General features: G+C 34.0%; 16 protein-coding genes. 13 read left to right on the forward strand and 3 right to left on the reverse strand.

Going from position 1 to position 19,835, the window contains the following annotated elements; translation table 11 throughout:
• The first annotated feature begins 459 nt into the window (after positions 1 to 459).
• The 4 genes from E0F98_RS00010 to cysK all read left to right on the forward strand — a co-directional run bounded on the left by E0F98_RS00010 (position 460) and on the right by cysK (position 4,040).
• Positions 460 to 915 (forward strand): DUF2750 domain-containing protein, encoded by a 456-nt coding sequence (locus E0F98_RS00010; protein ID WP_132108014.1) that lies wholly within the window; start codon positions 460 to 462, stop codon positions 913 to 915.
• Between the two features lie 151 nt (positions 916 to 1,066).
• Positions 1,067 to 1,534, forward strand: a complete 468-nt coding sequence (locus E0F98_RS00015; RefSeq protein ID WP_132108015.1) for a hypothetical protein — start codon at positions 1,067 to 1,069, stop codon at positions 1,532 to 1,534.
• 219 nt (positions 1,535 to 1,753) lie between these two features.
• Entirely contained in the window at positions 1,754 to 2,659 is a 906-nt protein-coding gene (locus tag E0F98_RS00020) for a hypothetical protein (protein WP_132108016.1), read from the forward strand.
• A gap of 466 nt (positions 2,660 to 3,125) precedes the next feature.
• Positions 3,126 to 4,040, forward strand: coding sequence for a cysteine synthase A (gene cysK / locus E0F98_RS00025; RefSeq protein ID WP_132108017.1), 915 nt, complete (start codon positions 3,126 to 3,128; stop codon positions 4,038 to 4,040).
• Positions 4,041 to 4,338: 298 nt separating this feature from the next.
• Here cysK and E0F98_RS00030 read toward each other — a convergent pair whose 3' ends face one another.
• Entirely contained in the window at positions 4,339 to 4,977 is a 639-nt protein-coding gene (locus E0F98_RS00030) for a MarR family winged helix-turn-helix transcriptional regulator (protein ID WP_083380399.1), read from the reverse strand.
• 105 nt (positions 4,978 to 5,082) lie between these two features.
• Between E0F98_RS00030 and E0F98_RS00035 the strand changes: the two genes are divergently transcribed.
• From E0F98_RS00035 to E0F98_RS00070, 8 genes are all read left to right on the forward strand, one after another.
• Positions 5,083 to 7,566, forward strand: a complete 2,484-nt coding sequence (locus tag E0F98_RS00035) for a TonB-dependent receptor (protein WP_132108018.1) — start codon at positions 5,083 to 5,085, stop codon at positions 7,564 to 7,566.
• Positions 7,567 to 7,715: 149 nt separating this feature from the next.
• Positions 7,716 to 7,844: a hypothetical protein gene (locus E0F98_RS16230; RefSeq protein WP_262708982.1), complete on the forward strand. Its 129-nt coding sequence runs from the start codon at positions 7,716 to 7,718 to the stop codon at positions 7,842 to 7,844.
• Positions 7,845 to 8,086: 242 nt separating this feature from the next.
• Positions 8,087 to 10,399: a type IA DNA topoisomerase gene (locus E0F98_RS00045; RefSeq protein ID WP_132108020.1), complete on the forward strand. Its 2,313-nt coding sequence runs from the start codon at positions 8,087 to 8,089 to the stop codon at positions 10,397 to 10,399.
• A 247-nt stretch (positions 10,400 to 10,646) separates the two neighbouring features.
• Positions 10,647 to 13,040 (forward strand): TonB-dependent siderophore receptor, encoded by a 2,394-nt coding sequence (locus tag E0F98_RS00050; RefSeq protein ID WP_132108021.1) that lies wholly within the window; start codon positions 10,647 to 10,649, stop codon positions 13,038 to 13,040.
• A 120-nt stretch (positions 13,041 to 13,160) separates the two neighbouring features.
• Positions 13,161 to 13,709 (forward strand): PepSY-associated TM helix domain-containing protein, encoded by a 549-nt coding sequence (locus E0F98_RS00055; protein WP_132108022.1) that lies wholly within the window; start codon positions 13,161 to 13,163, stop codon positions 13,707 to 13,709.
• A 210-nt stretch (positions 13,710 to 13,919) separates the two neighbouring features.
• Positions 13,920 to 14,486, forward strand: a complete 567-nt coding sequence (locus E0F98_RS00060; RefSeq protein ID WP_132108023.1) for a hypothetical protein — start codon at positions 13,920 to 13,922, stop codon at positions 14,484 to 14,486.
• A gap of 136 nt (positions 14,487 to 14,622) precedes the next feature.
• The gene (locus E0F98_RS00065; protein WP_132108024.1) at positions 14,623 to 14,844 is read left to right on the forward strand and encodes a DUF2683 family protein; all 222 of its coding nucleotides are present in this window, start codon (positions 14,623 to 14,625) and stop codon (positions 14,842 to 14,844) included.
• 49 nt (positions 14,845 to 14,893) lie between these two features.
• Positions 14,894 to 15,100 (forward strand): Txe/YoeB family addiction module toxin, encoded by a 207-nt coding sequence (locus E0F98_RS00070; RefSeq protein WP_207917076.1) that lies wholly within the window; start codon positions 14,894 to 14,896, stop codon positions 15,098 to 15,100.
• A 62-nt stretch (positions 15,101 to 15,162) separates the two neighbouring features.
• Here the strand turns inward: E0F98_RS00070 and E0F98_RS00075 are convergent, their stop codons facing one another.
• On the reverse strand, positions 15,163 to 17,796 hold the full coding sequence (locus tag E0F98_RS00075; RefSeq protein ID WP_132108025.1) for a valine--tRNA ligase: 2,634 nt from the start codon (positions 17,794 to 17,796) through the stop codon (positions 15,163 to 15,165).
• A gap of 160 nt (positions 17,797 to 17,956) precedes the next feature.
• Here E0F98_RS00075 and E0F98_RS00080 point away from each other — a divergent pair, with 160 nt between their 5' ends.
• Positions 17,957 to 18,346 carry a DUF1573 domain-containing protein gene (locus tag E0F98_RS00080; RefSeq protein ID WP_132108026.1) on the forward strand — a complete coding sequence of 130 codons (390 nt, stop codon included), beginning with the start codon at positions 17,957 to 17,959 and terminating at the stop codon, positions 18,344 to 18,346.
• 78 nt (positions 18,347 to 18,424) lie between these two features.
• Here E0F98_RS00080 and E0F98_RS00085 read toward each other — a convergent pair whose 3' ends face one another.
• The gene (locus E0F98_RS00085) at positions 18,425 to 19,753 is read right to left on the reverse strand and encodes a retropepsin-like aspartic protease (protein WP_132108027.1); all 1,329 of its coding nucleotides are present in this window, start codon (positions 19,751 to 19,753) and stop codon (positions 18,425 to 18,427) included.
• Positions 19,754 to 19,835 lie beyond the last annotated feature (82 nt).

A 19,835-nucleotide genomic window follows, 5' to 3' on the forward strand; every position in this document is an offset into this window, starting at 1 on the left:
GTTTTTGTAAACTTCGGACTTTACGTTGCTGTGGACGCTTATCCCTTACTAAATGCCTCTTATGCAATTTCTGTTCGTCGGTACAGACTTTTGCCGTTTCGCTTCCTTCAGTGCATATCTCACGATAAACCACCTTGCGACGTACTAATGATTCGGGTTTTCAATCCGCTCATAAGGGACTTACACCCTCTGGAAAAATATCAGACTGTATCATTTGTTTTCTAATCCAAAAAGTCTAATTTCGAATTAAGAACAAACGATTTACAATCTGCTTCCTGCTCATGCAGGGCACACACAGCTATTTTGAGCTAGCTGGAGTTTAGTGGAATTAACGTTTCGCATCACGTTTACGTTAAACCGAAAACTTATCGATTACGAAATTCCAGCCATCTCAAAGTGGCGAAACGTTAGCGGTAATGGCAACAGAACGTAATTAAAAACACTAATAAAACACAAAATATGTTTAAAAACCATATTGATATAAGATTGAAACACGAAAAATTTATAAAAAAAGTTTGTGAAACGAATATCGTTTATGGATTGAAAAATGAAGATGGTTTTGCAATGTCAAGCTCAAATGACTTAGAAGACGAAGATGGCGAGCCAATCGGAATTATATGTTTTTGGTCTGAAAAAGTGTTGGCAAAATCGTGTGTCAAAAATAGCTGGGAAGAATATGAACCGACAGAAATAAATTTAGCAGAATTTATAGAAAATTGGTGTATTGGAATTGATAACGATGAACTATTAGTTGGAACAAATTTTGACCAAAATATGTTTGGATTTGAAATTGAGGGTTATGAGCTTATTTTGGAATTAATAGCAGAACTGAAAAAAAACAAAAAAGAATTGGAGTTTCTGAAATTTGAAAACTTGGAAGATTTAGAAATCCAGATTAAAGAAGCAATGGAATAAAGCCACTACCGCTAAAACTTGCTACAAGAGATTTGGGCAATTGGCTTAATTTAAAGTTGGTTTTGTACTTGTAAAAATTTGTGAAGAATGGAAAAATCTCGCATCTTTAATCGCAAACTAGATTTCCCAAATTACCTTAAAAAAAATAAATATGAAAAATTTAACTTTACTATTACTAACCCTTTTAGTCTTAACAAGTTGTTCCCGAGACCTTTTTAATTTTACAATTGTCTCTACAAAAAACATTAATCTTGAAAAATTAAGCTCATTAGAAAAATCTACAGAAAAAACAAAAGGAGAAGACAAAACGAGTATTATAATTATTATACCTACCAAGAGAATTAAAATTGATAAAGCTATTAGTAATACAATTGATAAGATTCCAGGCTGTGTAGCTCTTTTAGACGGAAAAGTTTATACAAAATTTTGGTATATTCCCTATATTTACGGCCAACAGAGAATTGTTATTGAAGCTACGCCTTTACTAGATCCATCAATTGCTAAATCTTTACAATCATTACCAAAATACGGAAAAATTTATCTTGACAAAAAGGGAGAAATCAAATCAGTAAAGTCTATTTCACAACTTGAATTTTCCGTTGAAAAAAATAAATTTTAACTATTTTTCTTGCCTGAACTAATGTCAATATTAAGTGCCCCTCACTTCCGAAGTGTTCCTTCTTAAAAATTGCGATTGCCGTGCATCCTAATAATACTATTTTTGCCTTCGAGAAGACCTTATAGAACTCGACTTTATCCCTTAAATAACAACTCAAAAATGAAATACCGTTTATCATTACTAATGCTTTTGACTATTACACTGTCATATAGTCAAGAGATGGAAAAGATCATCCTAAAAGATCGTGATACAAATGACCTGTATATTAATGACGGAGATTCAACAACTTTATATTATTTAAAATCAGTCCCAACAACTGAAATTAAAGGCGTCCTTGTGATTCTACCATCAGGAGGTGAGACTACTGAAAATCTATTAAAACAAATAACATTACACCACCTCGCGGTTGAAAAAGGTTTATTAGTACTTATTCCTTCTATTAACTTTGGAACAGAAAATAGAGATGCAGAATTTCACATCTTGGACAAAATTTTTAGTGAAATAGTAAAGGAATATAGTGTTTCTAAAGATAATTTTATTTTAGGAGGCTTATCAAATGGCGGAATGATTTCCTTGAGTTATGCCGAAAAAGCAGTTAAATATCCGGGTACCACTTTTCTAGTGCCTAAAGGGGTTTTTGCTTTAGACAGTCCGTTAGACAAAGTGCATCTGTATCAATACTGTGAAAGAGAAATTGAAAGAAATTATAATGAAGCAGGAGCTGATGAAGGAAAATGGATAATGGAGCGATATAAAAAATTATATGGCACACCTTATAAACATCCTGAAAAATACATAGAAGCGTCGATTTATTCCTATGGCGCAAAAGAAGGCGGAAATGCAAAATACTTGAAACAGATTCCATTGCGAATGTATACAGATTTTGATGTTGAATGGTTAATGAATGAACGTCATCGTGATTTGTATGATTGGAATGGAACTGATATTATAGCAATGGTTAATCTGTTAAAAGTTATGGGGAATAAGGACGCAAATGTAATTATCAGCTATGGCAAAGGGTTTAAATTAGATGGAAGTAAACACCCACATTCCTGGTCAATAATGGATTCTCAAGATTGCCTTAATTGGATTAGTAACTTACTTGAAAGCTCAAGCAAAATATAGCTAATTTTAATACGCAATACGAAGAATTCATACTTGAATTGAAAGATTACTTTTCAGTTCATACCTCGATCCCCAAAAAAAAAATTAATATTATTTCGCTACGTTTTTCTTAATATTTTCATTTTCACAAAGGAAAAACCTCATTATTTGCACAAACTATTTGATTTCTCGTCCGTTGAAATACCAATACAAACGCAATTTAATTGGCAATTGTAATAAGGTAACAACCTTGGAAGCTCTTTCAAATACCGCGCTAAAAAGTCTCCTTCTTAAATGCCATCATCGCTTTTCCATTTATTTTCACTTGGTAAAATTCTTTTACAGCAAGGAATTACTAGCCGCTTTCTAACTAAATAGGAGTCTATATCTACGAGATTTGCATTTTTTATGAATTATTTACAATTGTTATTTTTGTAGAGTCTCTATAGTACGCTATATTTACTTTAATAAATAAAAACTTTCAAAAATGAAATACGATACTATATTAGAAACCATTGGACATACTCCCCACGTAAAAATAAATAGATTGTTTGGACCCAACCATAATATTTGGATTAAATTAGAAAAAACAAACCCCGGAGCCAGCATAAAAGACCGAATCGCTTTGTCTATGATTGAAGATGCAGAGCAAAAAGGATTACTGAAAAAAGACAGTGTTATTATCGAAGCGACCTCAGGAAATACTGGTATAGGTTTAGCCATGGTTGCCGCGGTAAAAGGCTATCGTTTAATATTGGTAATGCCCGAATCCATGTCGGTAGAAAGAAGACGTTTAATGAGCATTTACGGTGCTGAATTCGTATTAACACCCCGCGAACTAGGAATGAACGGAGCCATCGCAAAAGCAAAGGAACTATCGGAAGAACTTCCTAATGCGTGGTTGCCACTTCAATTTGACAATCCAGCTAACATTGAAATTCACAAAACAACAACTGCACAAGAGATCTTGAAAGATTTTCCTGATGGTTTAGATTATATGATCACAGGCGTAGGGACAGGTGGTCACATCACCGGTTGTGCTGAAATCCTGAAACAACATTATCCAAATCTTAAGGTTTTTGCCGTAGAGCCAGAAGCATCACCAGTTATTAGCGGTGGCGCTCCCGGTCCTCATCCTCTTCAAGGTATTGGCGCAGGATTTATCCCCACTAATTTACATACAAATCTCTTGGATGGAGCCATTCAAGTGAGTAAAGACGAGGCCTATGACTACACTCGAAGAGCTGCCAAAGAAGAAGGAATCTTAATAGGTATTTCCTCTGGAGCTTCCTTAGCGGCAGTAGCCAAAAAACTTTCTGAAATTCCTGAAAATGCTAAAGTACTTACTTTTTGCTATGATACTGGGGAACACTATCTGAGTGTGGAAGGTCTTTTTGAATAATAACATTATTGAGAAAGCAACTATAACAAGAAACCGATTTGTAAAAGCAAGTCGGTTTTTTTTTGTCCTTTTTCTGGGCATGTCCCTGCTTCCACTAGCGTTGCAGCAGCGTCAGGCTGTACGCTACAATCTTTGTTACACTAAGTTTCACAAAGGATTTCCACTACCATCCTTCATGCAAAACAACTACTTTAATTATTACAAAAAAAGACTAATTCTTTTGAAATAAACTAATTGCAACAAATAACAAACTTGATCAAACCCTCTTTGAAAAATACCGAAAATTTCATCTAAGATTTCAGTCTACATTGACAATCCCTAACTTTTCATTTATTAATTTTTCATCATTGGCGTCAAATAGTGGTCTATGAAAATCATTTAGTTTAGAAAGCATATTTATTAAAATGATTTTTTCCTGCTCAGTCAGATCGCCTGAAACAAGTTCACCCATTTTTTCTAATTGACCTCTAACTGCCTGTATTTCTTGCAAACCAGCAGCAGTAATTGATAGAAGCTTGCTTCTTTTGTCATTTGGATTATCCGTTTCCTTAATTAATTTCTGACGTAGTAATCTTTTTAAAATTTCGTTTCCAGAGGATTTTTCAGTTGCATTTTTCCGAATTACATCCCCTTTCATTAATTGTTTGTCTGGCAATAAACTTGCCATAAAACTAAGGTCATCAATGGAATAAATTACTGAATTTTTAAATATTTTTCGAGAATAAAATGTCGCATATTTATAAATAAAATAAATGTACATCGTGAGAGCTGGTTTTGCTTTTTTAGATAAAACGACTTCGCTTTCTTTATTGACTTTTACTTCTAGCGACAACCATTTGGCAAAATGCTCATCATCCCATTGTTCGCCCTCAGCGAGTTGATTTTCGTATTTTTCTGTCCAATCAATTAGCTTTTTTATATTAGAATACATATTCATTTTAGTATTTTATAAAGCAAAATTAAATAAATAAAGTTTGGTATAATAATAAATTACACTATTTTTGCGTAAAAATAGTATTTCATCAAACTAAATTAGAGGCTAATGTATAAAAGTAAAGTAGAATTTACCGTTCCTTTTTTCAAAAAAATCACTGTTTTACTCGTTATATTTCTGCTTGCTGGATCTGCTTATTCTCAAAATATGGGAAGTATCAGCGGAACAATACTTCAGAAAAATAATCAGCAGTCTTTGGTTGGTGTAAATATTAACGTTACAGGTACCAATCTATCCACAGTAACTGATTCTATTGGAAGATTTAGAATTTTAAATATCCCTGTTAAAACATACAACTTGAGCATAAGTACAGTAGGTTTTAAAACAGTGACTCTTTATAATATTGTGGTGAATAGCGGTAATGAAAAAGTCTTCACGATAGAACTTGAGCAAGAATATTCAGTTTTGGACGAAGTTATCATAAACTCTAATAAACGCAGTGTTCGTGCCGCCACACTCGAAACGCCGCTTAGTGTTCAAAAATTAACCGCAGAAGAAATTAGAAGCAATCCAGGAGGAAGTTTTGATATTAGTAAAGTCATTCAAACTTTGCCAGGCGTTGGCGGAGGACAAGGTGGAGGAACATTTCGTAACGACATTATTATTCGTGGTGGCGCTCCGAACGAAAATGTATTTTATTTAGATGGAATTGAAATCCCTGTTATCAATCACTTTCAAACGCAAGGCGGTAGTGGTGGACCGCAAGGAATTTTAAACGTATTTTTTATTGAGGATGTCAAATTGAGTTCCTCGGCTTTTGATGCCAAATATGACAATGTATTAAGCAGTGTATTTCAATTTAAACAAAAAGTAGGTAATGCGAATAAATTTCAAGGTAATATTCGGGCCAGTATTTTAGAGTCGGCAATTACATTAGAAGGTCCTTTATCTAAAAACAAAAAAACAACTTTTTTACTATCTGCCAGAAAATCCTATTTTCAACTTTTAGTAAAAGCAATTGACGCTCCGTTTCTTCCTGATTTTTCTGACTTTCAAACTAAAATAACCCATAAGATTAATGATAAAATGACTTTCAATTTTATTGGAATTGGTGCAATTGATAATTTCAAATTTCTTACTCCTAAGGAGGCCACTCCAGAAAAAATATATCAAGCGAATTCTAATGCAAGCATTCAGCAATGGAATTATACAATTGGTGCATCATTAAGAAGAAGCGTAACCGATGGCTTTTGGAATTTAGCTTTGAGCAGAACACGCTTCAACAACAACCTTCAAAAATTTGAAGATAATCAAAACCCAACGCCAGAAACGCAAACGCTGGATTTTGTTAGTAATGAAACCGAAACCAAACTGCGTTTTGATATTAACAAGAGCAAAAATAGTTGGAAAATAGCTTATGGCGCATCAGCACAATTGGCAGAATATGACAACAATACATTTGCAGTACTACAAAAAGAAGTTCGAGACAGCAACAACACCATTGTTCAAAATCAAGTAAATCAAAATTTTACAAGTCCGTTGAAACCTTTTGCAAGATTAGGTTCTTTTGTGCAAGTTGGAAAAAGAGCGTTTGATAATAGACTAGGAATTAGTGGTGGCGTTCGTACTGACATGAATACTTTCACCACAACAGGAATGAACGGACTTAAAACTTTATCGCCGCGAATTTCTTTGAGTTATGTTTTGGCCGATAAATGGACAGTAAATGCTTCTAGTGGAATTTATTACAAATTGCCAGTATACACGATTTTAGGCTATGCAAATAATAATGATGAATTAGTCAACAAAGAGGCAAAATACACCCGTTCAACGCACTACACGACTGGTTTTGAATTTTTGCCAAATAACGGATTGCGATTTACAGTAGAAGGGTTTTTCAAACAGTATAGCAATGTTGCGATTTCGTTCAGAGACGGAATTTCTTTAGCAAATCTTGGAACAGATTTTACAGCTTTAGGTAACGAGGCGGTCAATACAAATGGAAAAGGGCAGTCATATGGTTTAGAATTTTTCGCACAGAAAAAATTAACAGATAAGTTTTTTGGAATACTTTCTTATACTTATTACCGCAGTTTGTATAGTGGTGCCAATGGACGATTGATTGCCAGTAGCTGGGATAATAAACATTTATTGTCTGTAACCTGGGGTTATAAATTTGAACATAACTGGGAATTAGGTTTGAAATTCCGCTATCAAGGCGGCGCACCATTTACACCATTTGATGAAAATGCTTCACGACTCAATTTTCTATCTCAAGGACGAGGAACATTAGATTATACAAGATTAAACTCCCAGCGTTTAGGCGGTTTCAACAGTAGTGATGTTAGAATTGACAAAAAGTTCAATTTCAAAAAATTAACTATCGATTTATTTTTGGATGTAACCAATTGGTATGTAGCAAAAAATCCGGTAATACCAGAATATACTTGGGAAAGAACAGCCGATAATAGTACTTTTAAAACTACTGACGGATTTGCGATAAAGGCAGATGGAAGTAATGCAATACCAACACGAGTAAAAAATGATGACCCACAAGTAATACCTAATCTTGGTGTAATTGTTGAATTTTAATAGAAATAACGCATCATTTTGAATTCATGCAAAATTGATGTGTAATTCATTATTTATTATATTGAATTATGGTAGAAATATTTAAAACAAATGTCGAGGGCATTGAAGAATCACAAATACTTCTGCAGCTACTACTCAAACACTTTTCTATGCTACAAATAAACTTTGATTTAGATGACTGTGATAAAATACTACGAGTAGAAGGCGAAATTATTCCAATAGTGGCTATTATTGAACTGCTTATTAACGAAAATTATAAATGTGAAGTTTTGGAATAAAACAGATCGGACCAATTCAAAATTTCAAAGCTCTTAAGAGTTGCCCTTGCTGAACGCTCTAGTTATAGTATTTTCATTTTCGAACTAACTTCCGTTTTTTACCATAGTTCAATTAATTTACTCGAATATGGTTAACAACTTGTGCCTTAGCTACAAACTCATCTCGTTCATAACTCCTGAAGATTTCATTTCGATAACAACTTCTAAATTCCTAATTTGCGCCTTCAAATCAATAGGAGAAAATGAAGGTCTGTATTGCCGAAAAACCAAGTGTAGCACGTGAAATCGCATCCGTTTTAGGAGCCAATACCAAGCATGATGGTTATTATGAAGGCAACGGATATGCTGTAACCTACACCTTTGGACATTTATGTACCTTAAAAGAACCTAACGATTATAAACCACACTGGAAAAGCTGGGATTTGAACAACTTACCCATGCTTCCCGAAAAATTTGAAACCAAAGTCGTGGAGAATTCGGGGATTCAGAAGCAATTTCGAATTATAAAAAGCTTATTCGACAAAGCCAGTTTGGTTATCAATTGCGGGGATGCGGGACAAGAAGGAGAATTGATACAGCGCTGGGTGATGAACGAAGCCAATTATAAGGGCGAAGTGCAACGCCTATGGATTTCTTCCTTAACCACTGAAGCTATTAGAGAGGGTTTTGAAAACTTAAAACCATCTGCCAATTACGATAATTTATACTATGCCGGATTTTCCAGAGCCATTGGTGACTGGTTACTAGGGATGAATGCGACTCGTTTGTACACCGTAAAACATGGTGGCTACAAACAGGTGTTATCTATTGGACGTGTGCAAACGCCAACATTAGCCATGGTCGTAGATCGCTGGAAAGAAATTGAAAATTTTAAACCGCAACCCTATTGGGAATTGCAAACATTATATCGAGAAACACTTTTCAGCTATGAAGAAGGCCGTTTTTTAAAAAAAGAAGATGGAGAACTCCTGGCCAATAAAGTTAAGGAAAGTGATTTCGAAATTGTCTCTATCGAAAAAAAGAAAGGCAATGAGTTTGCACCAAAACTTTTTGATTTAACGGGCTTACAAGTTTATTGTAATACGAAATTTGGCTTTTCGGCGGATGAAACCTTGAAAATTGTTCAAACTTTATACGAACAAAAAGTTGTCACCTATCCCAGAGTCGACACTACTTTTTTACCAAGTGACATTTATCCAAAAGTTCCTGGTATTTTACAAAATCTAACCAATTATGCTGCGCTAACAGAACCGCTTTTAGGGAAGAAGATTAAAAAATCAACTAAGGTATTCAACGATAAAAAAGTGACCGATCACCACGCGATTATACCAACGGGGATTCAGAGCAATTTGCAGTACAATCAGCAACAGGTGTATGATATTATCACCAAACGCTTTATTGCTGTATTTTATGATGACTGTTCCGTTTCTAATACAACAGTAATTGGGAAAGCAGCTGATGTATCCTTCAAAACCACGGGAAAGGAAATCTTAAAAAAAGGATGGCGAGTAGTTTTTGAAAATCCAGACGCTAAAGAAAAAGAGGCCGACATATTACCTAGCTTTGTTAAAGGTGAAAAAGGACCACATCAACCTTCTTTTTTAGAAAAGGAAACCAAAGCACCCAATCAGTTTACGGAGGCGACCTTATTACGTGCCATGGAAACCGCAGGGAAACAGGTCGATGATGAGGATTTACGTGAACTGATGAAGGAAAACGGTATTGGACGCCCGTCAACACGAGCGAATATTATTGAAACGCTTTTTAAACGCCAATACATTGTTCGAAACAAAAAACAAGTCTTACCAACTCCAACAGGAATTCAATTGATTGACACTATTCAAAACGAGATGGTGAAATCGGCGGAATTGACAGGATCCTGGGAAAAACAGTTAAAAGATATTGAAAAAGGAACGTTTACTGCTGCTGCATTTATCAATAATATGAAACGCATGGTAGAGGCTTTAGTGTATGAAGTACGAAGCGAAACTAAACGTGCTAATATCTCACATGCTGGAAGTATCCAAAAACAAGAGGCTACAGTTGAGAAAAAAAAAGCGGCAGGTATAGCGGCAGAAGTCTGTCCGAAATGTAAAAAAGCAATGCTTTTAAAAGGGAAATCAGCTTATGGCTGTGCTAATTACAAAGCAGGCTGCGATTTTGTACTGCCCTTTACTTTTGGAGAAAAAAAAATATCAGAGAATCAATACTTACGCTTACTTCAAAAAGGATCAACAGTAAATCTCAAAGACTTTAAAATAGATGCTGGCACTGTAGAAGGCTTACTTCGCTTTGACGAAAACTTCAAACTCAAATTAGAACCTAAAAAAAGTACTACTCCTACTCCATCAATTGAGACTAAAACTACTACGGATGTTTTGGCTTGTCCAAAGTGTCAAAAAGGAACGGTTTTAAAAGGTAAAACTGCTTATGGGTGCAGTAATTATAAAGAAGGTTGCGATTTTAAAGTAACTTTTGATATGGTTCGCGAAAAATTGCAAGATCAGAAACCAACGAAAGATCTCGTTTATAAAATCCTAAAAAACAGTCATTAACAGTTAAAACTTAGTTATTTTACCAGTGTTTTTTGTTCGCTATAACACTTTTTATAAGCTTGCTTTATCTCCTGATAATAAGAATTAAGCTGAAACGAACGTTAAAATTTACTTTTAAGTATTTGACTTTCAGTTAACTAACAAAAAGTTAAAATTATTATTGATATTTAATCTAAATAAGCTTTGCGGATTCAAAATCAGGTTTTATATTTGCACTGTTATTTTTAATTATTCCAAATAAAAAGTTATGAGCAGTCGCATTACAATACTATTTGTCATCTTATTTTCTACATTTTACATACAAGCGCAAGAAACTGGAACTATCGAAGGAAGAATACTTTCGGCAGATGGATTTCCTCTTCCAGGAATAGCAATCAAACTAGGAAAAGAAGCAAAAACAAACCAAACGAATGCCGAGGGCGAGTTTACTTTTAATAGTTTTCCAACAGGTATTCATACAATCACGCTCGCAGGAGGTGGGATGAAGACACAGTCAAAACAAATTAAAGTATTGGCAAACGAGACCAATTTTGTAGAATTCAAGTTAGTAGAAGACATAACTACTTTGAAAGAATTGGTAATTAAGATTAAACAAAGCCCCAATAAGAAAAAGGAAACGGTTCTTTCTGGTTTAAATATAAAACCAATGGACTTACCACAAAGTATTCAAATCGTAGGACACCATGTTATCGAGCAGCAACAAGCGGTAAGAATGAGTGATGTGATCAAAAACGTAAATGGCGTGTATGTAGGTTCAGCCCGTGGTGGTGCTCAGGAATCATTTTGGTCCAGAGGGTATGATATGTCATCAAACAATATGTTTAAAAATGGTTTCCGTTTCAACAGCGGTTCTATGCCTGAGGTTTCTTCTCTTGAAAGAGTTGAAGTACTTAAAGGAAGCGCAGCCTTATTATTTGGTAATGTAGCTCCAGGAGGAATCTTGAATATGGTGACTAAAAAACCTTCTTTTAAAAGTGGTGGAGAAATTAGTATGCAAATGGGAAGCAATGCTTTCTATAAACCATCTATTGATATTTATGGTCCATTAGACAAAAACATCGCATATCGTTTTACAGGTTCTTATGAAAACTCAGAAAGCTTTAGAGATGTAGTAAAGAAAGAACGTTATTACATTAACCCATCGGTACTTTTTAAAGCTAGTGAAAAAACTGAAATCGTATTACAAGCAGATTATTTACACGACAATTGGACACCGGATTTTGGAACTGGTATCATAGGAAAAACAATTGTTGACATCCCTAGAAACACTTATTTAGGAGCGATTTGGTCAAACGGTCAAACAAGACAAGCTAGTGTTTCTGGATTAGTAAAACATGAATTTAACGACAATTGGAAACTAAACTTTAATAGTTCTTTTCAAAACTTTGAAAGAAACTCAAAAGGAACAGAACGTGTACAACCAGCGGCTAATGGTGATTGGAGTCGTCCATTGGGTCAAAACAGAAACTTAGAACAAGTTATTGGAGAACAAATTAGCCTACAAGGTAATTTTGAAACTGGAAAAATAAAACACCAATTATTTACAGGAGTTGATTTTGAAAACTCATTTTTACAAGCATACACTTTTACTTTCGCTCCAAATAGTTATGGTAGCGGTAACATTTTTGACTTTGATAATTTTGATCAAGGTGGTCCAATACCAGATGCTACCAATACTAAAATAGTAAAAACAGATACGAACCGTTTTGGAATCTATGCACAGGATTTGATTTCGCTTACAGATAAATTCAAAGTATTAGCAGGAATCCGTTGGTCATGGCAGGAATCACAAGCTAACACTCAGGACTTGACTAAAACTCCAGTGGTTTCTAAGGATGATGTAAAACGTATCGATCAAGCGTTTACTCCTAAAGTAGGTTTAGTTTACCAACCTACTAAAGACATGTCTTTATTTGCAAGCTACTCTAACTCCTTTACTCCAAATACAGGAACAACGGTTGATTTAAAAGTAATCAAACCTTCTTTAATAGATCAGTATGAATTAGGAATCAAAAAAGATTTTTGGAGAGGAATTTTGAGTACTAATGTAACTTTGTACCAAATTGAAAATAGCAATCTAGCACAAACTGCAGAGTTTAAAGCGGATGGTTCAGCTAATACAGATTCTAGCATAAAAACCTTAAGTGGTTCAACAAAAAGTAAAGGAGTAGAACTTGATATCACCGCAAGACCTGTAACAGGTTTAAGCATAATGGCAGGATATAGCTATAATGATATGCGTTACACTAAAACATCAGGGTTAGAAGGAAGTTTTATTGAAGGAGATCGTTTGGCTAGAACACCTGCTAACACAGCTAACTTTAGTTTCTTTTACACTTTACAATCAGGACTATTAAAAGGTTTCTCTGTAGGTTCAACAGCAAATTACATTGGTAAACGTGTGGGTGGATGGAATAATCAGTACAAAGCAGCAGAACCAAATGGAATATTTGACAGAGAAATTCCGATAGAAGCATACACTACAATTGACTTATCTGCTGGTTACGAATGGGGGAAATTCTCTATACTATGCAAACTTTCAAATGTTACAAACGAGTTGAATTACACTGTCCATGAAAACTATAGTGTGAACCCAATTGCCCCACGCCAAGTAATGACTACCTTAAAATATAAGTTCTAATTGAACCTATCATTTTTAAAGACTTTTTTCTGAGCTATTATAATTGCAATTCAGAAAAAAGTCTTTACTTTTTTTATCCTAAAATAGATTATTTTCGCACTTTCTAAACTATAAAATTTAATGAAAAAGAAAATCTTCCGTAATTTACATCGAGATTTAGGTTATTTCTATATTGGACTTATAATTTCATTTGCCGCATCAGGACTTATGATGAATCATAGAGATTCTTGGCATCCTGAAAAGTACACCACTGAAACAAAAGCTATAACAGCAACACTCCCTGAAGAACATTTAATTAACGAGAAGTTTGCTGTAGACTTAGGAGAAAAACTCGGCATAGACGATAAGTTTCGTAAACACAGTATCAAAAAAAATAGTTTAAAAATATCCTACGAAAATCATGATGTGGAAATTGATATGAAAACGGGAAAAGGTGAGATTGTGACTTTCTTAAAAACGCCCATTATCAGTCAAACGATGAAATTGCATAAAAACACCTCTAATTTCTGGATTTATTATTCTGATATTTTTGCCTTAAGTTTAATTGTTATCGCTTTAACAGGAACAATAATGGTAAAAGCTGGAAAGTTCAGTTTCAAAGAACGTGGTTGGAAATTAGCTTTGGCAGGAATTATATTCCCTTTAATTTTCTTGTTCTTACTAGCATAAAAATCTACTTATTATCAGTTCTCAATCCGTCTCGTTATTTAATGAGACGGATTTTTTTTGTAAATAAAACAGTATATTTGATATTAGAGTACTATGATTTTATTTTTTCGATAAACATTTTTTTCTTGGAAATACACTTTCGTATTTATTAAGGTCTAAAAGAAATTATAACTAATTCCTGTTATTCGAAATCAACCCTAATAAAAGTTTATGAATCCATCTACAAAGCAAATATTCTATCTGATTTTAATACTCATTAGCGTCTCTTGTATTTCTCAAACAACTACAAGCCCAACTGCAGTGCTTAATTCTGTATTAAATAAGCAATATATTGAAAGTAGAAAATCCTTTAAAGGAAAGTTAAATCCCCAACAGTTTCAGGAAATAAGAAGCCTAATTATAAAGGAATTAAATGCTGAAATACCTGCAGACAAATCAATTTTGATCAATTATAGTCAAAAAGCTCCAAATTGTCTTAGCCTAAATATTAATAATATTAGCTTCGCTGGCTTTGATCGTTCAATTGAAATTTCGAAAAGGATCTGTAAAAAATACAATACTATTGATTTTTTTGTTTTTTCAGAAGACGAAGTCAACAAAGAAATCTACGAAGAACAAAAAGATTTTATAAAAGATTCCGGCTTTTTTTTCGACAATATTTTTACACTTCATGAAAATTGCAAAGCTTTCTTTATTCTGAAACCCAATGGTGATTTTATGAAATATTATGGAGAAGATTATTACAGTAGAGTGGAATATTTCTTGAGGCGAAATTAAACCCACAAAAAAGGCAACTTTAAATATTTAAAAATTAAAGGTTTGTGCCTATTTTTTCTCTTTTATAACGATAATCCAACCAGCTCTTTTATGGCATGATATTTTGTAGATTTGTAACATTAAACAATTAATTATCATGACAACTATAACCATAAATGAGCGTACTAAGGCTGGTAAAGCATTGCTAGAAATGGCAAAGTTATTAGCGGTAACTAATAAAGGAGTCGAAATAAACGAAGAAAGTCCGTACAATCCAGAATTTGTAGATAAAATACTGGAGGCTGAAACAAATATAAAAGAAGGAAAAACTAAACCAATTGATCCAAATGACGTATGGGGAAGTTTAGGATTGAAATAACCCAAGTCGCCGAAAAAGATTTTGCAAAACATTTCAAATCAGGCAATAAATGGAACATAATTACAATTCAGAAGATTCTGTGGAACTCGAAAACACACCCTTCCACGGAATTGGAAAACCTGAAAAACTAAAACATCAATTTAGCGGTTTATGGTCAAGAAGAATAAATCAAAAAGATAGATTAATCTATAAAGTTAATGAGGAAATTGTAACCATTTTTATTGTTTCACCAATGGGGCATTATTCTGACAAATAAAAAATCCCAATCCTGAAAATTTTCAGTATTGGGATTTTCTTATTTTAAAAAGAGTCTAATCTCTATTTCAATCCCGCTAAACTTTGCTCGATTGTTTCTATTTTAGCTAAAGCATCTGCCTCTTTTTGTTTCTCGTTTGCCAATACTTTCTCAGGAGCTCCAGCAACAAATTTTTCATTAGACAATTTTCCTTGTACTGATTTCAAGAACCCTTTTGTATAATTTAATTCTGCTGTTAGTTTAGCAATCTCTTCCTCTACGTTGATGTTTCCCGTAATCGGAATAAAATATTCATTCGATTTGACACGGAAAGACAAAGCCCCATCCACTTTTTCAGTAACATATTCTAATGCCGTGATATTTCCTAATTTGGTTACAACCGAATCAAAATAAGTCGACGTTTTATCATTATTAATCGCTTTCAGTTCAATCGCATCTTTAAATGGGATATTCTTGTCTTTACGAATGGTTCTAATTCCAGAAATCACTTCAGCAGTACTTTCAAAATCAGAAATTAACTTAGCGTCAAACGGTTTCAGTTCTGGCCAAGTCGATACGATTAAAGCTTCTTCGGGACTTCTTTCGGCAATGATTTGCCAGATTTCCTCTGTCAAGAACGGCATAAACGGGTGCAATACTTTTAAATTATTTTCAAGCATTTCTATCGCTTTCGCAAAAGTAACCCTGTCAATTGGCTGTTGGTAAGCCGGTTTTATCATTTCTAAGAACCAGGAGCAAAAATCATCCCACACTAATTTGTATGTTCCCATTAAAGCTTCTGAAATTCTATATTTTTCGAAATTGTCTTCGATTTCCAATAAGGTTTGTTGCAATTTAGCCTCATACCATTCGATAGCTACTTTTGAAGATTCTGGTTGCGGAATTGTATCTGATACTTCCCATCCTTTTATCAATTTGAAGGCATTCCATATTTTATTGGTAAACCCTTTACCTTGGTTACACAATTCTTCATCAAACATGATGTCATTTCCTGCAGAAGCGCTCAAAAGCAATCCTACACGAACACCATCAGCACCAAATTTCTCAATTAAATCCAATGGATCTGGTGAGTTACCTAATGATTTAGACATCTTACGTCTTTGTTTGTCACGAACTAAACCAGTCAAATATACATTTGTAAATGGCTTTTTATCTGTGTACTCATAACCCGCAATAATCATTCTCGCTACCCAGAAAAATAAAATATCTGGACCAGTTACTAAATCATTGGTTGGATAATAGTATTTAAAATCTTCACTTTCTGGATCCATTATTCCTCCAAAAACCGACATTGGCCAAAGCCAAGAAGAAAACCATGTATCTAATGCATCTACATCTTGTTTTAAGTCTTTTGTTTCAAGTTTAAAGTTTAAAGTTTTTTCTTGTGCTAACTTTAGTGCTTCTTCGATAGATTCAGCAACTACAAAATCCTCTTTACCATCTCCGTAGAAATATGCAGGAATTTGCTGTCCCCACCACAATTGACGGGAAATATTCCAGTCACGGATGTTATTCAACCAATGTCCATAAGTATTTTCAAAACGCTTAGGATGTAATTTAATATCTCCGTCTACCAATACTGACTGTATTGCAGGTTTTACTAAATCTTCCATTTTTAAAAACCATTGATCAGATAATCTAGGTTCTATCACCGCTTTTGTTCTTTCAGAAGTTCCTACTTTGTTCAAGTGAATTTCTGTTTTTGCAAGTGCTCCAATTTTTTCTAATTCTAATGCAACTTCTTCCCGAACTACAAAACGGTCTTTTCCTTGATAATGCAAACCAAAACTATTCATTGTCGCATCTTCATTGAAGATATCAATAATTTCTAAGTTGTGTTTTTCTCCAAGAGTTTTATCATTCATATCGTGAGCAGGAGTCACTTTTAGACATCCAGTCCCGAATTCGATATCTACATATTCATCTTCAATAATTGGAATCACACGACCACAAATAGGCACAATGGCGCTTTTACCTTTTAAATGAGCAAAACGTTCATCATTTGGGTTAATACAAATCGCACTATCTCCAAAAATTGTTTCTGGACGTGTCGTAGCAATCGTTAGGAAGTCTTCACTTCCTTCAATTTTATATTTTAAGAAATATAATTTCCCTTGTCTTTCTTCAAAAATAACTTCTTCGTCAGACAAAGTTGTCTTCGCTTCTGGATCCCAGTTTACCATTCGGTAGCCACGATAAATCAATCCTTTATTGTATAAATCAACAAAAGAACGAATTACAGATGCTGACATATCCGGATCCATGGTGAACTTTGTACGTTCCCAGTCACAAGAAGCTCCTAGTTTTTTTAACTGCTCTAGAATTACGCCACCATATTTGTCAGTCCAGTCGTAAGCGTGCTTTAAAAATTCCTCACGCGACAAATCAGATTTATTGATTCCTTCGGCTTTTAGTTTAGCAACAACTTTAGCTTCTGTAGCAATAGAAGCGTGATCTGTACCGGGAACCCAGCACGCATTAAATCCTTTTAGACGTGCTCTTCTTATCAAGACATCCTGAATAGTATTGTTTAGCATGTGTCCCATATGTAAAACTCCCGTAACATTAGGAGGAGGAATTACAATGGTATAGGGTGTTCTGTGGTCTGGCTCAGAGTGAAAATAATTATTTTTCATCCAGTAGTCATACCATTTATCTTCAATAGTCTTGGCGTCAAATTGTGCGGGAATTGTCATAAAAAGCAACTGTTAAAACCAAAATTAAACTTTGGTCTGATATTTGTAATTCGTATAGGGAACAAAAGTAAATAATTAAGTAGACTATAAAAAGAGAAATAAAAATTTGTGCTTTAAATAAAAGAAACTAAATTTACTTTTTATCCATAAAAAATTTCTTATGAAAAAAATAGCAACAATAATAGCAGTCGTATTCTTTAGCGGTATTGGATTTGCCCAGAACAAGGCGAAAATTGATTTTAAAGCGGAGAACAATACGATCGATTACGGAACAATAGTAAAAGGAAAAGACAATGGCGTTCGAGTATTTGAATTTACAAACACGGGTACTACTCCATTAATTATATATGCAGTTCAATCTACCGCTGGTTCTACGATATTATCTAAACAAACTGAGACCATTTTACCAGGGAAATCAAGTAAAATTGAAGTGAAGTACAACATGGCCGTAGGACCTATCAGAAAAACAATAACAGTAGAATCTAATGCTACGAACTATGATGAAGGCAGAGTTCCCTTAAAAATTAAAGGAGAAGTAGTTTCTAATTAGTTCATAGCAACTTTAAAAGCACTAGGCTTTCTTGATGATTATATCAAGAAAGCCTTTTTGTTTTACGCTAAGTAGGATTTACAATACATCGATTAGTTGAAATCTAAACTTCAACAGTTGGCTATTTCTTTCGACTTCCAGTATTAGCCATTTTTCATCTTCAGGTCTTAAAAGTGAATTAATTTGCTCCAGGGAATATTTATAGGCTGGGCTATTATTTATCGAAATAACCGCATCTCCTACCTTTAAACCACTGCTGGCTGCTGGTGAATTTTTTCTAATATTGGCGATTTCAAAAACAGGTTTTAATTCAAATTTATATTTAAAATTAGAACTGTTTTTCTCCCTGCTAGTATCAAAATGATCCACAGTTATAGGGAAAGCTTGAAGCGGCACTGTTTCTTTAACCCATTGCACTCCAGAATGCATAATTTCAATTCCGCTTTTATTATAAAGAAATGGCGCTGAATAATGTCTGTTTTTCTTTAAATATAAAAATCTATTGGGATAGTCAAAAATCACTGAAAATCTCTTTAGAATTTCACCACCAACAGAACCTACCCGATCTGGAACCATCGTTACATGCCGTATAGAGCTAGAATCTGGAAAAGCGACAATCGGCTTAGAGAATTTAAAATCAGAAACTAAGAATGATGCAATTCGCGCTCTTTTCCCTTCCACGTCACCGCTAAATCCTCGTCCTAGATAATCATCAAAATTATTTTTAGGCACCTTTATATTATTAGAAATATCTTGAAAAAGCCAAATAGCATCACTATTTCCAATATCTATTAGTAATTTAGCATCCACTTTAGTAGAATCAATAGCAACGGTAGCGTATAGATACGGTTTGGATTTTTCGATAGTAATAGGAACTTTTTTAAATTTATCTTCTATTCTTTTTCTATTTACTTGGCTGTTATTATAGAAAACTATTTTTCTTTTATCGTAATTTATTTCGATTAGATGATTCTTAAAGAAAGGATAACCCATAATTCCGTGTACTGGAATCCCAATATGAGATGACAAATTAAAATTTGGGTCGACGATAATATACAGCAAGTGATTTACGGATTTTATACCCTTAACTTCTAACACATTGCCTGCTGATTTCAAGCCTTCTATAGCTTCTTCGCTTCCTAAACCTCGCAAAGTAATTTTCTCAATATTCTTAAGGCTCAGATCGTTTTTTTCTTCTAAACTAAAAAGAATGGTCTCTTGAACCCCGGAATCCAACAAGAAAGTCAATTCTACTCCATTGACATTTATTGGGATAAACACTAGGTTATTAATTAATTTAAAAGGAATAGTTGTCTTTTTATCCTCGTTCTTAAATTGAAATCCTTCCTGCGCCAAAGTAGTCGCGGCATAGAGAACAAAGATGGAGAAAAGGAGTCGTTTTGTCATCACTAAACGTTTTTATAAAATTACTTAAAAAACGGATGAATATTACACATTTAACAATAAATAGGCTTGATAGCTTATTTAG

Source organism: Flavobacterium hiemivividum, assembly GCF_004349145.1.
Lineage (GTDB): Bacteria > Bacteroidota > Bacteroidia > Flavobacteriales > Flavobacteriaceae > Flavobacterium > Flavobacterium hiemivividum.

What these genes read in the sequence shown, in the direction of transcription:
- E0F98_RS00015 (WP_132108015.1), top strand. Translation starts at nt 1,067, where the DNA reads ATGAAAAATTTAACTTTACTATTACTAACCCTTTTAGTCTTAACAAGT.
- E0F98_RS00075 (WP_132108025.1), bottom strand. Translation starts at nt 17,796, where the DNA reads ATGACAATTCCCGCACAATTTGACGCCAAGACTATTGAAGATAAATGG.
- E0F98_RS16230 (WP_262708982.1), top strand. Translation starts at nt 7,716, where the DNA reads ATGCTACAAATAAACTTTGATTTAGATGACTGTGATAAAATACTACGA.
- cysK (WP_132108017.1), top strand. Translation starts at nt 3,126, where the DNA reads ATGAAATACGATACTATATTAGAAACCATTGGACATACTCCCCACGTA.
- E0F98_RS00030 (WP_083380399.1), bottom strand. Translation starts at nt 4,977, where the DNA reads ATGAATATGTATTCTAATATAAAAAAGCTAATTGATTGGACAGAAAAA.
- E0F98_RS00065 (WP_132108024.1), top strand. Translation starts at nt 14,623, where the DNA reads ATGACAACTATAACCATAAATGAGCGTACTAAGGCTGGTAAAGCATTG.
- E0F98_RS00080 (WP_132108026.1), top strand. Translation starts at nt 17,957, where the DNA reads ATGAAAAAAATAGCAACAATAATAGCAGTCGTATTCTTTAGCGGTATT.
- E0F98_RS00050 (WP_132108021.1), top strand. Translation starts at nt 10,647, where the DNA reads ATGAGCAGTCGCATTACAATACTATTTGTCATCTTATTTTCTACATTT.
- E0F98_RS00070 (WP_207917076.1), top strand. Translation starts at nt 14,894, where the DNA reads ATGGAACATAATTACAATTCAGAAGATTCTGTGGAACTCGAAAACACA.
- E0F98_RS00020 (WP_132108016.1), top strand. Translation starts at nt 1,754, where the DNA reads ATGGAAAAGATCATCCTAAAAGATCGTGATACAAATGACCTGTATATT.
- E0F98_RS00085 (WP_132108027.1), bottom strand. Translation starts at nt 19,753, where the DNA reads ATGACAAAACGACTCCTTTTCTCCATCTTTGTTCTCTATGCCGCGACT.
- E0F98_RS00055 (WP_132108022.1), top strand. Translation starts at nt 13,161, where the DNA reads ATGAAAAAGAAAATCTTCCGTAATTTACATCGAGATTTAGGTTATTTC.
- E0F98_RS00035 (WP_132108018.1), top strand. Translation starts at nt 5,083, where the DNA reads ATGTATAAAAGTAAAGTAGAATTTACCGTTCCTTTTTTCAAAAAAATC.
- E0F98_RS00060 (WP_132108023.1), top strand. Translation starts at nt 13,920, where the DNA reads ATGAATCCATCTACAAAGCAAATATTCTATCTGATTTTAATACTCATT.
- E0F98_RS00045 (WP_132108020.1), top strand. Translation starts at nt 8,087, where the DNA reads ATGAAGGTCTGTATTGCCGAAAAACCAAGTGTAGCACGTGAAATCGCA.
- E0F98_RS00010 (WP_132108014.1), top strand. Translation starts at nt 460, where the DNA reads ATGTTTAAAAACCATATTGATATAAGATTGAAACACGAAAAATTTATA.